We start from the raw sequence: 12,590 nt of genomic DNA, 5'->3' as shown, positions 1-12,590 counted from the left end.
CCCCGGGCGTCATCCGGTGAGCTGGACTTGGAAGATCGCCCGGTTGAAGTAGGCGCGGGCCTCGCTGATCAGGCCGTCCTCGTCGAGGTCGTAGACGTTGATGCCGGACCAGTTGACCGGGACGCCGCTGCCGGTGACGGCCGCGCCGCTCCAGGAAACGGCGACCGATCCGCCGACGGCGTGCGCCTCGCGCGGCGTGAGGCCGAGGAACGGGCTGAAGTTCGGCAGCACCGACGCGATGAACTCGCGAATCGCGGCGCGGCCGACGATCGGCGGCTCGCCGACCGGATCGTGGAAGACGCCGTCGGCGGCGAACGCGCCGGCCCAGGCGTCCGCGTCGCCGGATTGGGACGCGGTGAAGAACTGCGTGACGGCAGGGGGCATGGCGAGCATCTGGCCTTCTCCTTGGTATTCAGGCGAAATTTCGGTCGTAACGGCGTGCGGCGGGCAGCACCGCGAGGCCGGCCACGGCGAGGATTCCTTGCAGGACACAGACTCCAAGCCAGCCGAACGTGCAGTAGCAGGCCGCGGCCAGCGCCGCGCACAGCGCGCCGCTGAGGAAAACCGCCACCATGTAGACGGTGTTGGCGCGGCTGCGCGCGTCGGGAAGCCGGGCGAAAATGCGGGCTTGATTGGCGATCTGGCTCCATTGCACGGCGATATTGACCGCGACGATCGCCGCGACGAGGAACGCCAGCCAGACCTGGCCGAGCGCGTAGGCACCCGCTGAGCCCAGCGTTAGCAGCAGCGCCGCGGTGACGATCGGCAACGCGCCGCGCCGGTCGATGTACCGGCCCGCCCACGGCGCGGCGAACGCGCCCGCCAATCCCAGCAGGCCGAACAATCCGGCGGTCGCGGTGCTGAAGCGGTACGGATCGTGCGTGAGCACCAGGACCAGCGAGGTCCAGGTGGCGTTGTAGGCACCGAACAAACTCGCGTGCAGCAGACAGGACTGGCGCAGCACGGGTTCGCCGCGCAGCAAGCGAGGCAGCGACGCCAGCAATTGCCCGTACCCGACGCCGTTCGCCCGGGCGGGCTCACGGGGCACCAGTGCGACGGTCACCAGTCCGGAGGCCGCGGTCAGCACGGCCGCGAGCAGATACACCGCACGCCAGCCGGCCGCTTCGCCGACCGCACCGCCGATCACCCGGGAGCCGATGATCCCGGTCATCAACCCGATCTGGACCCCGGCGACCACCGAAGCCCGCTTCTCCGGCGGTGCCAATTCCGCGGCCAGCGGCACCAATACCTGCGGGATCACGGTGAACCCGCCGACGAGCGCCGCGGCCGCCGCCACCATCGACAGACTCGGCGCGACCGCCGCGAGCAGCAGCGCGGCGACCGTCGCGGCGAGCAGCACGGTCAGCAGCGGACGACGGCGGCGGACATCGCCGAGCGGCACCAGGAACAGGATCCCCGCCGCGTAGCCGAATTGCGCGCACGTCACCACCAGCCCGGCCGAGGACGCCGAGCCGCCGAACTCGCTCGCGAACACCGTGAGCAGCGGCTGCGCCAGGTACACGTTCGCGACGGTCGCTCCGCTGCACACCGCCATCGCTCCGAACAGCAGCGGCCGGGCCAGCGGCGGGCTTTCCGTCGTGGTCATCAGGGCCTCCAATTCGATCGAACTAGTTAGTTCGGATGTTAGGAGGCGGCGCTCGCGACTGTCAAACGAACTGGTTCGTTACCCTGGATGCATGGCCTACGACTCAGCCGCGACCAAGGACCGCATCCTCGCCGCCGCGTCGGCCGAATTCGCCGCGTACGGGGTGGCCGGCGCCCGGGTCGACCGCATCGCGGCGGCCGCCGAAGCCAACAAGCGGGCGATCTACGACTACTTCGGCGACAAGAAGGCGTTGTTCGCGGCTGTGCTGGAGCGGCTGATGACCGAACTGGCCGAAGCCGTCCCGCCCGCGAGCGACGCGGACCTCGGCGCGTACGCGGGCGCGTTGTTCGAGTACCACCGAGCCCACCCCGAAGCGCTGCGATTGCTGCTGTGGGAAGCGCTGGAGATCGGCGACGAGCCGGTGCCCGAGGAAGCGGCCCGGACCCGGCATTACCTGGACAAGGTCGCGGCCGCGGAAACCGCGCTCGCGGGCGGCGAGGATCCGAAGGCGTTGCTGTTCTTCACGATGGGCCTGGTCGGCTGGAGTCTGTCGATGCCACAGCTGCGCCGCATGGTGCTGGGGGAGGATTACTCGCTGGACCAGCTCGGGGCGCGGGTCTCGGCGGCGGTTCGGGCGATGGCCGGGGAGCCCCGCGAGCGGCCCGAGTCCGCGGACTGACCGGAGTTTGGTCCAGACCTCTGTGGCGGTCTAGACCGCGAGCAGTGGTCTCGACCAGTTGACGCGTTTCCCCGGACACGAAAACGCTCCCCGGGCAAGGCGTGCCGGGGAGCGTGGACGATGCGGACGGCGGCGGTTCAGCCGAGTCCGTGGAGAATCGGCACTCGTGTCTCGCGACGGTGGCGGGTGGCGTGGACGGTGTCCGCTTGGCGCGGAGCGGGTACTTCGATTTCGGTGTCCACAACCATCGGGCTGCGCAGCGGGGCCTGGATCAGGCTGAACCCGAACCGGTTGCGCAATTCGTGATTGATCCCACGCCGGCCGCGAGTGTGTTCGTCCTCACGGCGGAAAAGCGTGGTAAGCCGGACGGCCATGGGATCACACCCCCAGTTCGGATAACGGGAACCGGCGCGGGTCGGCGCCGGACGGATCGGGGTGGTACGTGCTCGACGGGTCAACGCCGGGCACCAGGGAAACCGCTCCGTTGCGGCGTCTCCGCAGGGTCGTCGCAGCACCTGGACCAGTGCGGATCCCGGAAAGGCGGGCGGATCGGCTCCTGGCCGGGCCGAACGGGTCGGCTCGCATCCGCACTCCTCCCGATATCTCGCAGCTGTTCCGCTGCCCGGGCCGGGTGCCCGGGCCGGTGCTGCCGGTGTTGGGCTGAATGTCGCAAGCCATTCACTCACCACTGACGCCCCGATCGCTGCGATTAATCCTACTCCTGGAATAATCTTCATGTCGAGATCGGGTCGAGTTGATCACCCGCTTGGCCCTGCGGTTTGCTCCGTAGTGACGCAAAGAAGCCGGGGACGTGCACCAGACCGCACGCCCTGCACAAGGCTCGGAGGTGGACGACCCATGGCGGATTATCCGTCGCCCCAGGATTACGACCCGGACACGGCGGAGTCGCTGTTCGCGGCCGCGGCCTGGGCGAAGTCGTTCGCGAGCGAGCCCAACGGCGGAAACTGTGTCGAGGTCAACCTCTCCCGTCCCGGCCTGATCGGCGTGCGCGACACGAAGCTCGCGGCGAGCCCGGTGCTGGTCTTCGACCGCGGCGAGTGGGACGCCTTTCTCGTCGCGGTCAAGGCTGGTCAGTTCGACCTGCCGCCGAGCGAGTAGTCCACCACGGCGAGGTCTCAACGGAGAACGATTCGCCAACAGTCACTCGATCGGGTGGAGTGTGGATCGGCTCTGGTCACCGTGGGTTGTGGGCTGAATGTCGGCTTGGCGAGGGTCGCCTGCTGAGTAGGTTGAGCGGCCCGACCCCACGGAGCGCGCCATGACCCCACTCCACTACCTCTCCGCCGGTGAAGCGCTGCGGCTCTTCCGGGCCCGGGAGCTGTCGCCGGTGGAGTTGATGCGCGCGGTCGTGGAACGGGCCGGGCGGGTCGAGCCGGACGTCAACGCGTTCGCCGAGGAGATGTTCGAGCAGGCGCTGCGGGCGGCGGCTGTCGCGGAGAAGCGGTACGCGCCTGGTGGCGAGCCGAGGCCGCTCGAAGGACTGCCGATCGCTGCCAAGGAGGAACAGCCGTTGGCCGGGCACCCAGTCACCGACGGCACCCTCCTGCGCCCGCCGCGGCTGGCGCGGGAGACCGCGATCGGACTCGGCCGGATCCAGGCGGCCGGCGGGATTCTGCACGCTCGCACGACGACGTCCGAGTTCTGCTGCATGCCGCTGTCGCACACGCGACGCTGGGGGACGACACGCAATCCGTGGAACCTCCAGACCGCGGCGGGCGGCTCGTCCGGCGGTTCGGGCGCGGCGCTGGCGGCTGGTACGGCTTTCCTCGCGACTGGGTCGGACATCGGCGGTTCGCTCCGCGCGCCCGCGTCCTTCACCGGCGTTGTGGGGTTCAAGCCGCCGCACGGCCGCAATCCGGTCCTGCCGCCCGCTGGGTTGGATACCTACTACCACCACGGCCCGATGGCCCGGACTGTCGCCGATTGCGCTCTCCTGCAGAACGTCATGGCGGGCGAGGACCCGCGTGATCCGCACTCGCGGCTCTCGGCGGTTTCTCTGGCGCTGGGTGACGTGGGCGGGCTCCGCGTCGCGTGCTGTCCGGTGCCTGGCGACTTCCCGGTGGATGTGGAGGTCGCGGCCAACACGCGCGCGGTCGGGCAGGCGCTGGCGTCCGCTGGTGCGGTGGTGACCGAGATCGAGATCGACTGGACGCTCGACATGGTCAAGCAGGCCCTGTGGGCGCACTTCGGGACCGGACTGGCTGCCGAAGTCTTGGAACTGGACCGGCGGAACCCTGGCGTGATTACGCCGTACTGCCAGGCTTTCGCGCGGAAAGGTGTCGAGAACATTGTGGACGCGGAAACCGGCCACGCGGTCGAAGCGGCGATCCGTGAACGCCTCGACGCCGTGTTGGGCCAGTTCGACGCGCTTGTCGTGCCGACCCTCGGTGCCACCGAGTTCGCTGCTGGCGAGGATTACCTTTCTGCGCAGGTGGTGGTCAATGGTGTTGCGCTGGAACACTTTTCGGACGCTTCGCTCACTCCGGCGTTTAACGTCTGCAGTGACCATCCGGTGCTTGCCGTGCCGTCTGGTTGGGCTGGCAACGGTGTGCCGACCGGAGTTCAGGTTGTCGCGGGCAAGCACGCCGACAGCGTGGCGTTCCGGGTCGGCGCGGCGATCGAGCAGGCCGTGGGCGCGGGTTTCGCGCGGATTTCGTTAACTGGCCAGGAATTCCCGCAGATGCGCCACGACCTGTGAGGGTTGTTCCTCGGGGAGGAAGTGTCCGCAGTCTTCGAGGCCGATGCCGGTCACGTGGTCCGCGTAGGCGCGCCAGATGTCCAGTGTGGGCAGGCTGCCGAGCAGGCCGGCCTTGCCCCACATCGCCAGTACCGGCTGGGTGAGGCGTTTCCCGGCGGCGTAGTCGGCGTCGTCCAGTTCGGCGTCGTCCGGGAAAGAGGCGCGGTAGTCGTCGAAACCGGCTCGGAGCGCGCCGGGTGCTTCAAAGGCGCGCACGTACTCGGCGACGTCTTCGGCGGGCAGTCCGTGGCGTTGGAAGGTCCAGCGCTCGAAGAAATACCCGAGGTAGGCGGCGATGTTCTGTCCGGCCAGCAGTTCGGGCAGGTCTGGCTGCAGGTGGAAAAGCCAGTGCCAGTAGGCCTTGCCGAGGTCGCGGTCGAGTCGCCGCCACATCTCCCTCGTTGGTGCGATGTCCAGTACGGCCAGTCGTTCGACCTGGTCTGGACGGTCGAGTGCCCAGCGGTGCGCGACTCGTCCGCCGCGATCGTGGCCCGCCACTGCGACGCGCTCGAACCCGAGCTGCTCGGCCAGCTTCGCGACGTCGGCGGCCATCGTGCGCTTGTCGTAGCCGGTGCGGGGTTTGTCGGTGCGTCCGTATCCGCGCAGGTCAGGGGCGATCACGGTGTGCGTTTCGGTCAGTGGCCCGGCGACGCGGTGCCAGCAGTGCGACGTTTGCGGCCAGCCGTGCAGGAGGAAGAGCGGCGGGCCGTCGCCGCCGCGGAGGTAGTGCATGCGCAGATCGTCCACTTGGGCCATGGCTGCTTCTAACCGTCTCATGGGGTTAGACGGTAGCGCGGGTTCTCACCGGTTTCAATGGTTAGAATGAGCGGCATGGATTGGGTGTTCGACGCCGGGCGGCCGTGTCTGCACCTGGTGAACACGCTGCGCTCCCGGCATCTCCCGGAGGGCATCGAGCTGCTCACCGGCCCGGACGCGCTCGCGGAATGGCTTGAGCTGGCCGGGTTCGGTCGTCTGCGAGCGACCGCCGCTCAGCTGACGTCGGCGAAGGAACTGCGCGAGGCGGTGAACCGGCTGCTGACCGCCAAGCCGCTGGCCGCCGATGTCCGGCTGGTCAACGACGCTCTCGCCGCCGCACCGAAACCAGACCGGCTCCTGGTGAAAGACGGCGTGCTGCAGCGAGAAGTGCCGGCTCCGGCGGATCCGGTTGCCACGGCCTTCGCGGTGCTGGCCGCGGACGCGGTCGATCTCGCCACCGGCGTGGAGGACATCCGAATCTGCTCAGCGAACGACTGCGGCCTGCGATTTGTCGACACGTCACCGCGCCGCACCCGGCAGTGGTGCTCGATGTCCCGCTGCGGAAACCGGGCGAAGGCCCGAGCGCACTACGAGCGCACGAAAAACCGGTAAGCCCACGGGTGCTCGCGCAGCCACACGTTCAGCTTGCCGACCACTCGCATCGGGAGAGTGCGCAGCGACGGCGGCATCACGGTGCCGAGCATCCTTGCCGCGCGGCAAAACCGGGCGAACTTGCGCGCGTCTTCGTCAGTCCATCGCAGACCAAGACGGTCACGCAGCTCGGGCGGGAGCGTCGCGCGGATAAGGAACATCTGCCCGGCCGAATATCCTTTTTGGAGCTTCGACCACCGGCGGTCCGACATGCGGGCGAACGGTTTTCCCACGGTGTCGATGGTTTCGAACAGCGTGCTGATCGTCTCGTTGGGTCCGAATCCGGCGATCATCTCCCGGTAGTACTGCTCGAATTCCGGCCAGGTCTGCGGCAGGTACCGCTCGCGGATGCCGAGGATCCGGCCGATGCCGCACATCTGCGCGTAGTACTCCGCAAGCTCTGAAGTGGACATCGGACGGCCGAAAAACCGTTGCGCTTCAACGGGAGCCATCACCAGTGTCGCGTGCACCCACGCGTACGCGCCGGGGTCGAGCGCGCTGTAGCGGCGGCCGTCGGCGGTTCCGGTGAAAGTCCGGTGCAGTCTTCGCAGCCGCGAGGCCTCGACCTGTGCGCCTTTTGTTCCGCCGTACACATAAATCGACAATGAAGCGACGGTGCGCATCAGCCGGGTCCACGGATCCTCGCGGTAGTCCGAATGATCCCGCACCCCAGCCGCCACAACCGGATGTGCGACCTGCAGCACCAGCACCTGCCCCGCGAGCAAAGCGTCGCGGAAGTCGCCGAAATAGCGCCAAGCCGCAGTACCGCGAACGACCGGCGGGGCCACGTCAGCCCCGGGCGCCGTGCAACAGCATCATCAACGGCTCGGCGGCCGGAACGTCCGTGCCAGTCGCGAGCCGCCGCAATTGCAGTCCGGCGATCAGCGCGACCACCGGCCCGGCCACCCGTTCCGGATCCGGCAGGCCGAGTGCGGTGAGAATCGTGACGGCCAATTCGTCATACGCGGCAAAGCATTTCGCCGAGGCTTCGTGCAGTCCGGGGTCTCGCGCGGATTGCAGGTACAGCTCGTGCGGCGCGAGTTCGTCCGTGCCGAACGGCAGCTGCTTGATCACGTGCTCCACGACGGTCGCCGCTTGTTCGAGGCTCAGCCCTTGTTCCCGGTATACCTCGACAATCCCCGCCAGCTTCGCCGTTTCCTCCTCGGCGAACAGCAGCATCGCCTCGCGCAACAGCTCGGTCTGGCTCGGGAAGTGATACGTCAGCGTGCCGAGCGAAACCCCGGCCGCGGCGACGATGCGCCGGTTGGTGAGCCCGCCGACGCCCTGCTCGCCGACCACTTTCAGGGTGGCGCGGAGGATCGCGTCGCGGGTGCTCACCACCCCGGCCCGGGACGTCGGTCCGGCCATCGCAGCACCTCTTCCAGTTGCGCGGCAACGGAAATCAGCCGCTCCTCGGAATGCGACGGGCCGAGCAGCTGGGCGCCGAGCGGCAGCCCGTCCGCGGTCAGTCCGGCAGGCACGTTCACCCCGGGCCAGCCCAGCACGTTCCACGGCCAAGCGTACGGGCACGCGGCGATCATCGTCTGGTCGGTCTGCCAGCCGGAAAGCCCGTCGAAGGAGCCGATCGCGGGCGGCGGGGTGGCGGTGGTCGGGGTGAGCAGGACGTCGATGTCGCCGAACATCCCGCCGATCCGGCGGCGCAGCACGGGTTCGAGCGCGCGGGCGAGTTTCAGCGCGGGCCCGGCGAGCAGCCCGCCTTGCTGGGCGTTGCTGCGAGTGCGCGGGTCGAGCGCGGACGGCTCCGGCACGCGGCGGGCCCAATCGCGCACGCCGGTGAGCGACCGCGGCAGGAAGGTGAGGCCGATCAGGCCGTACCCGGGTTCGACCGGCACGATCTCGTGCCCCAGCCCGGCGAGCGTTTCGGCGGTCTGCCGCACCGCCGCTTCGACCACCGGGTCGAGCCTGGTTTTGGTGGCGGTGAAGGGAATCCGGGTGGAGAGACCGATTCTCAGCCGTCCAGGCTCGCGGCTCGCGGCGGTCTGGAACGACGTCCCGGTGCCCGCGGTGACGTCGAGCAGTGTGGCCGCGTCGGCGACCGTCCGGGCGAGCGGGCCGAGGACGGTGAGGCCGTGGAACAGTTCGCCGTCGGTCGGAATCCGGCCGCGCTGGGTTTTGATCCCGACGAGCCCGGTCCACGCCGCCGGGATGCGCACCGAACCCGCCCCGTCCGATCCGAGCGCGGCGGCCACGATGCCGGCCGCGACCGCCGCGGCCGATCCGCCGGACGACCCGCCCGGCGTGTGCTCAGGCTGCCACGGATTGCGCGTCGCGCCGAAGGCCTGCCCCTCGGTGAACGGCCATTGGCCCAGTTCAGGCGTGTTGGTCTTGCCGATGATGACCGCGCCTGCCTGCTTGAGCTTCGATACCGCCGGCGCGTCCGCGGTGGCCACCGGGAAGTCGCCCGGGCATCCGAACGCGGTGGGCAGGCCGGCGAGATCGACGTCGTCCTTGATCGCCACCGGTACGCCGAGCAAGGGCGCGCGATCACCGTCGGCCCGGCGCTGATCGGCTTCGGCGGCCTCAGCGAGCGCGGCTTCGTCACGGAGGACGCGGAACGCGTTGAGCACCGGCTGGCTCGCGTGGGCCCGCTTGAGTGCGAGTTCGGTGAGCCGCACGGCCGTGACGTCGCCGGCCTCGAGGGCGGCGACCTGGTCGGCAAGGGTCGTGAATTCTGTCGTCGCGGAAGGCATCAGCGGCTCCCCGTTTCTCTCGTTCGCTCGAACGAACGTATCACGGCGGATGCCGGGAGAGCACCCCTGACCACGGTGGCCGAAATTCAGGCAAGCTCGGACCGGTGATCGATGACTTCGCGAAGAAGTACCTGCACGACGACCTGAAAGAGGTCCGGCAGACGATGCTCCGGAAGCTTGACGGACTGCCCGAATACGCCATTCGCCGTCCGCTGACCCCGACCGGAACCAACCTTCTCGGCCTGGTCAAACACCTTGCGCTGGCCGAGGCCCGGTACTTCGGCGAGGTTTTCGACCGGCCCTTCCCCGAGCCGGTCCCGCGATGGGACGACCTCGGTCAGCGCGGTGCCGACTTCTGGGCGACCGAACGCGAGACCCGCGAGGAAATCACCAGCCGCTACCAGCGCGTCTGCGAGCACGCCGACGCGACGATCGCCGCTCTCGCGATCGACTCGCCCGGCTACGTGCCTTGGTGGCCTCGCCCGGAGGTGCTGCTGTTCAACGTCCTTGTCCACATGCTGACCGAGACCAGCCGGCACGCCGGGCACGCCGACATCCTGCGCGAGCAGTTGGACGGCGCGGTCGAGATGGACCTGGCTGCCATGGCGCGGAGCGGTCGGGACGAGGGCTTCTGGCAAAGCCGGTGGGCCGAAATCGAGCGGGCAGCCAAGGCCGCGGACCCGGCCGCCGGCTGAAAAAGGCACCTAAACTCCAAGCCATCAGCCCCGGCCAGCGCACGGAGGATCGATGACGTTCGACTTCGCCCGGTTCCCCGACTTCGACGGCTTTCCGCGAGCAGGTCTACACCACGGGCCCACCCCGCTGGTCCCGGCACCGCGGCTTGGCGAAGCGCTCGGCATCCCACGGCTGCTGCTCAAGCGCGACGACGTCCACCCGCTCGGCGTCGGCGGCAACAAGCTGCGCAAACTCGACTTCCACCTCGGTGCGGCGCTCGCCGACGGGGCCGACACCGTGATCACCTTCGGCGCGCTGCAGACCAACCACGGCCGCCAGACCGCCGCAGCCTGCGCGAAGCTCGGGTTGCGCTGTGAACTGGTGCTGACCGCCGAGGTGCCGCGCTCCGGCGACGCGTATGAGCGGTCCGGCAACGTCCCGCTCGACCATCTCTTCGGTGCGCGGGTGCACATCGGCGCGTCGGACGCGGAGTCTGCGGCGACGTACGAACGGCTGCTCGCCGAAGCGGCGGACGAGGGCCGGAAAGTGAGGTCGGTCCCCGTCGGTGGGTCCGACCCACTCGGCGTTCTCGGCTATGTGGACGCGACCCGGGAGCTGGCGGCCCAGTTGACGGAGCTGGGCCTGGACCACGCCCGGATTGTCGGTCCGCACGCCAGCGGGGCCACCGCGGCCGGGCTCGCGCTCGGCACGGAACTGCTCGGTTCGCTGGACCTGGACGTCGCCTGCGTCAGCCACCCGCTCGACGAGGCTGTGGACAACTTGGCCCACCTCACGGCCGGGGCCGCGGAGTTGCTTGGGTTCGACCCACCGAAGCTCGAGCACGTGTGGATGAACGACACGACGATCGGCGAGGGGTACGGCATTCCGGCGTCGGGGACCTGGGAAGCGATCCGGTTGTTCGGCCGCACCGAGGGCGTGGTGCTCGACCCGGTCTACACCGGAAAAGCCGCCGCCGCCCTGGTGGAATGGGCGGCGGCGGGACGGTATTCGCCCGAGGAGACCGTAGTGTTCGTCCACACTGGAGGCCTCCCCGGATTGTTCGGTTACGCGCCCGAATTCATGGCCGAGGCGCTGAAGTGACGAGCACCGCGGCGCGCGCGGTTTCGGTCCGCACGGCGATGCGGAGCAGGACCAGCAGCAGGGCGACGTTCGCGATCAGCGTGAGCCGCTGAGTCGCGCCCACCGGCAGCACCTCGGTCAGCACGTGGAACGGCCGCACCCCGGCTTCGTCCAAGCGGACAAACAGGAAGCTCAGCGCGAACAGCCCGACCGCGGCGAGCCCGAACTTCAGCCAGCGCACCACGAACACGCGCTCCGCCGTGCCGCGCAACGGTTCCAGCATGGTGATCGCCGCGCCGGGCAGGCTCGCGAACGCGACCAGGCACGAGTACAGGTGGATGTCGCCGCTGAGCGGATTCGGGCTCGGCGGGTAGCTGGCCGGAAAAACCGCGGCGACCGCCAGTCCGAGCGCCCACAGCATGAGCAAAGCCTTGGTGCTGAACGTCATCGGCACGCCGCCGGCGATCAGCGCCCCGAGCACCGCGAGCGATCCGACGGCCACTGACAGCACGCTCGCCCCGAGCATGCCTTCCCCTCGGTCGGTGATCGTGTAGCTCGAAAGCGTGTCGTAGATCGGATCGTGCGAGCTGATGATGTGCAGCACCGTGATCGTGAACAGCCCCCAGGCGATCGCGGCGAGCGCGGTCAGGCGCCATCCGCGGACGCCTCGTGAGTACCCCATGTAGCCAGATTGGCGTCTCGGCGGCGTTTCGTGATCAGGGAAAACCCCTGATTCAGCCCCTACCCGGAGAAGTCGGCGAGGACGAGGACTTGGTCGTCGTGGCGTTTGGCCCGGGGCCAGCGGACGGCGTGCGGGTCGTCGTTCTCGGCGGCTCGTACCGCGTCCAGTACTGCTTCCGGGCCTTTGCTTTTGGCTAGTTGCAGGACTTCTGGCCACTTGAAGAGGCCGTATTCGTCGACTCCGATTGCTACGCCGTCGGTGGCTATCAGGACTGCGTTGATGTCTTCGCGGGGCCAGCTGCGTTGGACTGCTTTGTGGGCTGCGGAGGGGTCGGCTTCGGCTACCCAGAAGCCGTCTTCGGCGTTGCGGCGGCGGCGGACGTCTTTGCTGGTTTGGAGGAGGCCGTTGTTGCGCAGGGAGATCAGGCGGTCGTCGGCTACTACGTCGGCGCCGGAGTGTCCAAACGCGACTATTGGGCTGTCGGCCAGGACCAGGGCTTCGATTTCGTGGTCGGTCCAGCGGAGGATTGAGACTGTGCTGGAGGGGGAGTTTCCTGGGGTTAGGTCGTTGGCTTTGGCTACTTCGGTGATTGCGGTTGCCAGTGCGGTGGTTAGGGGTTGGTGGGGGTGGGTGGTTAGTTCGTGGGCTAGCTGGTCGCGGAGGAGGTGGGCGTACCAGCCGCCTGGGGGGAGGTCCGGGCTGGGGGAGGTGGCGCCGTCCAGGACCAGGATGGCGTGGGGGAGGAGGGCGATGTGGTCCTCGGTGGGGCGGGGGTGGCCGTCGGAACCGACTCCGGCTCGCTCGGCGGTCGAGATCTCGGGCACGTCGTTGACTGTAGCTCTCGTTGGGGGTGGGTTTGGCTCGTCGCCTGGCGGCGACCTTGCCGTGGGGGTTGCGTGGGGCACCCCGAAGCTTGATTGTGCTGACGGTTCGGGGGTGCTTGTCAAGGCGGGAAAGATGCCTTGTAAACGACCCCCCAAACCCAGGGGTGG

At 68.9% G+C, this 12,590-nt stretch carries 15 protein-coding genes; 6 read left to right on the top strand and 9 right to left on the bottom strand.

The genetic code is table 11. The features are described from left to right. Positions 1-9: 9 nt before the first annotated feature. Together ACFXI3_RS40595 and ACFXI3_RS40590 are read right to left on the bottom strand one after the other, a co-directional pair. On the bottom strand, positions 10-393 hold the full coding sequence (locus ACFXI3_RS40595; RefSeq protein ID WP_378406958.1) for a nuclear transport factor 2 family protein: 384 nt from the start codon (positions 391-393) through the stop codon (positions 10-12). 19 nt (positions 394-412) lie between these two features. Then, positions 413-1,606, bottom strand: a complete 1,194-nt coding sequence (locus ACFXI3_RS40590; RefSeq protein WP_378406956.1) for an MFS transporter — start codon at positions 1,604-1,606, stop codon at positions 413-415. Positions 1,607-1,697: 91 nt separating this feature from the next. On the opposite strand from ACFXI3_RS40590, the gene ACFXI3_RS40585 reads away from it, so the two are divergent. Beyond that, entirely contained in the window at positions 1,698-2,285 is a 588-nt protein-coding gene (locus ACFXI3_RS40585) for a TetR family transcriptional regulator (protein WP_378406954.1), read from the top strand. A 137-nt stretch (positions 2,286-2,422) separates the two neighbouring features. Here ACFXI3_RS40585 and ACFXI3_RS40580 read toward each other — a convergent pair whose 3' ends face one another. Next, positions 2,423-2,659, bottom strand: coding sequence for a hypothetical protein (locus tag ACFXI3_RS40580; protein WP_344288058.1), 237 nt, complete (start codon positions 2,657-2,659; stop codon positions 2,423-2,425). Between the two features lie 484 nt (positions 2,660-3,143). Between ACFXI3_RS40580 and ACFXI3_RS40575 the strand changes: the two genes are divergently transcribed. Then, entirely contained in the window at positions 3,144-3,404 is a 261-nt protein-coding gene (locus tag ACFXI3_RS40575) for a DUF397 domain-containing protein (protein WP_037712143.1), read from the top strand. Positions 3,405-3,564: 160 nt separating this feature from the next. Further along, a complete protein-coding gene (locus tag ACFXI3_RS40570) occupies positions 3,565-5,004 on the top strand; it encodes an amidase (RefSeq protein ID WP_378406952.1) in 1,440 nt (479 codons plus the stop codon). On the opposite strand, the gene ACFXI3_RS40565 is transcribed toward ACFXI3_RS40570, so the two are convergent. Beyond that, positions 4,963-5,820, bottom strand: a complete 858-nt coding sequence (locus tag ACFXI3_RS40565; RefSeq protein ID WP_378406950.1) for an alpha/beta fold hydrolase — start codon at positions 5,818-5,820, stop codon at positions 4,963-4,965. The genes ACFXI3_RS40570 and ACFXI3_RS40565 overlap by 42 nt on opposite strands. Before the next feature lie 54 nt (positions 5,821-5,874). On the opposite strand from ACFXI3_RS40565, the gene ACFXI3_RS40560 reads away from it, so the two are divergent. Further along, positions 5,875-6,411 carry a CGNR zinc finger domain-containing protein gene (locus tag ACFXI3_RS40560; protein WP_378406986.1) on the top strand — a complete coding sequence of 179 codons (537 nt, stop codon included), beginning with the start codon at positions 5,875-5,877 and terminating at the stop codon, positions 6,409-6,411. Here ACFXI3_RS40560 and ACFXI3_RS40555 read toward each other — a convergent pair. From ACFXI3_RS40555 to ACFXI3_RS40545, 3 genes are read right to left on the bottom strand one after another with little or no spacing between them, the layout of a single operon-like run. Continuing rightward, positions 6,387-7,238 carry an oxygenase MpaB family protein gene (locus ACFXI3_RS40555; protein WP_378406948.1) on the bottom strand — a complete coding sequence of 284 codons (852 nt, stop codon included), beginning with the start codon at positions 7,236-7,238 and terminating at the stop codon, positions 6,387-6,389. The genes ACFXI3_RS40560 and ACFXI3_RS40555 overlap by 25 nt on opposite strands. A gap of 1 nt (position 7,239) precedes the next feature. Continuing rightward, complete coding sequence (locus ACFXI3_RS40550) at positions 7,240-7,818, bottom strand: TetR/AcrR family transcriptional regulator (RefSeq protein WP_370932372.1); 579 nt, start codon at positions 7,816-7,818, stop codon at positions 7,240-7,242. Further along, positions 7,785-9,161, bottom strand: a complete 1,377-nt coding sequence (locus ACFXI3_RS40545) for an amidase (protein ID WP_378406946.1) — start codon at positions 9,159-9,161, stop codon at positions 7,785-7,787. The genes ACFXI3_RS40550 and ACFXI3_RS40545 overlap by 34 nt, the downstream gene beginning before the upstream one ends. Before the next feature lie 104 nt (positions 9,162-9,265). Between ACFXI3_RS40545 and ACFXI3_RS40540 the strand changes: the two genes are divergently transcribed. Then, positions 9,266-9,856: a DinB family protein gene (locus tag ACFXI3_RS40540; RefSeq protein WP_378406944.1), complete on the top strand. Its 591-nt coding sequence runs from the start codon at positions 9,266-9,268 to the stop codon at positions 9,854-9,856. Between the two features lie 52 nt (positions 9,857-9,908). Then, positions 9,909-10,937 carry a D-cysteine desulfhydrase family protein gene (locus tag ACFXI3_RS40535; protein ID WP_378406942.1) on the top strand — a complete coding sequence of 343 codons (1,029 nt, stop codon included), beginning with the start codon at positions 9,909-9,911 and terminating at the stop codon, positions 10,935-10,937. Here ACFXI3_RS40535 and ACFXI3_RS40530 read toward each other — a convergent pair. Then, positions 10,915-11,598, bottom strand: coding sequence for a DUF998 domain-containing protein (locus ACFXI3_RS40530; RefSeq protein ID WP_344288071.1), 684 nt, complete (start codon positions 11,596-11,598; stop codon positions 10,915-10,917). The genes ACFXI3_RS40535 and ACFXI3_RS40530 overlap by 23 nt on opposite strands. A 59-nt stretch (positions 11,599-11,657) precedes the next feature. Next, positions 11,658-12,422 (bottom strand): protein phosphatase 2C domain-containing protein, encoded by a 765-nt coding sequence (locus ACFXI3_RS40525; protein ID WP_378406940.1) that lies wholly within the window; start codon positions 12,420-12,422, stop codon positions 11,658-11,660. Positions 12,423-12,590: the final 168 nt, after the last annotated feature.

The organism is Amycolatopsis sp. NPDC059235 (assembly GCF_042754125.1).
Classification (GTDB): domain Bacteria; phylum Actinomycetota; class Actinomycetes; order Mycobacteriales; family Pseudonocardiaceae; genus Amycolatopsis; species Amycolatopsis albidoflava.
The sequence above is the reverse complement of the archived record's forward strand: the minus strand, read 5'-3'. Positions and strand labels throughout refer to the sequence as shown.

Bases quoted from the DNA above. Each gene is read 5' to 3' on its own strand.
- ACFXI3_RS40575 (WP_037712143.1), top strand. From the start codon at position 3,144: ATGGCGGATTATCCGTCGCCCCAGGATTACGACCCGGACACGGCGGAG.
- ACFXI3_RS40585 (WP_378406954.1), top strand. From the start codon at position 1,698: ATGGCCTACGACTCAGCCGCGACCAAGGACCGCATCCTCGCCGCCGCG.
- ACFXI3_RS40595 (WP_378406958.1), bottom strand. From the start codon at position 393: ATGCTCGCCATGCCCCCTGCCGTCACGCAGTTCTTCACCGCGTCCCAA.
- ACFXI3_RS40535 (WP_378406942.1), top strand. From the start codon at position 9,909: ATGACGTTCGACTTCGCCCGGTTCCCCGACTTCGACGGCTTTCCGCGA.
- ACFXI3_RS40570 (WP_378406952.1), top strand. From the start codon at position 3,565: ATGACCCCACTCCACTACCTCTCCGCCGGTGAAGCGCTGCGGCTCTTC.
- ACFXI3_RS40590 (WP_378406956.1), bottom strand. From the start codon at position 1,606: ATGACCACGACGGAAAGCCCGCCGCTGGCCCGGCCGCTGCTGTTCGGA.
- ACFXI3_RS40545 (WP_378406946.1), bottom strand. From the start codon at position 9,161: ATGCCTTCCGCGACGACAGAATTCACGACCCTTGCCGACCAGGTCGCC.
- ACFXI3_RS40530 (WP_344288071.1), bottom strand. From the start codon at position 11,598: ATGGGGTACTCACGAGGCGTCCGCGGATGGCGCCTGACCGCGCTCGCC.
- ACFXI3_RS40580 (WP_344288058.1), bottom strand. From the start codon at position 2,659: ATGGCCGTCCGGCTTACCACGCTTTTCCGCCGTGAGGACGAACACACT.
- ACFXI3_RS40550 (WP_370932372.1), bottom strand. From the start codon at position 7,818: ATGGCCGGACCGACGTCCCGGGCCGGGGTGGTGAGCACCCGCGACGCG.
- ACFXI3_RS40560 (WP_378406986.1), top strand. From the start codon at position 5,875: ATGGATTGGGTGTTCGACGCCGGGCGGCCGTGTCTGCACCTGGTGAAC.
- ACFXI3_RS40565 (WP_378406950.1), bottom strand. From the start codon at position 5,820: ATGAGACGGTTAGAAGCAGCCATGGCCCAAGTGGACGATCTGCGCATG.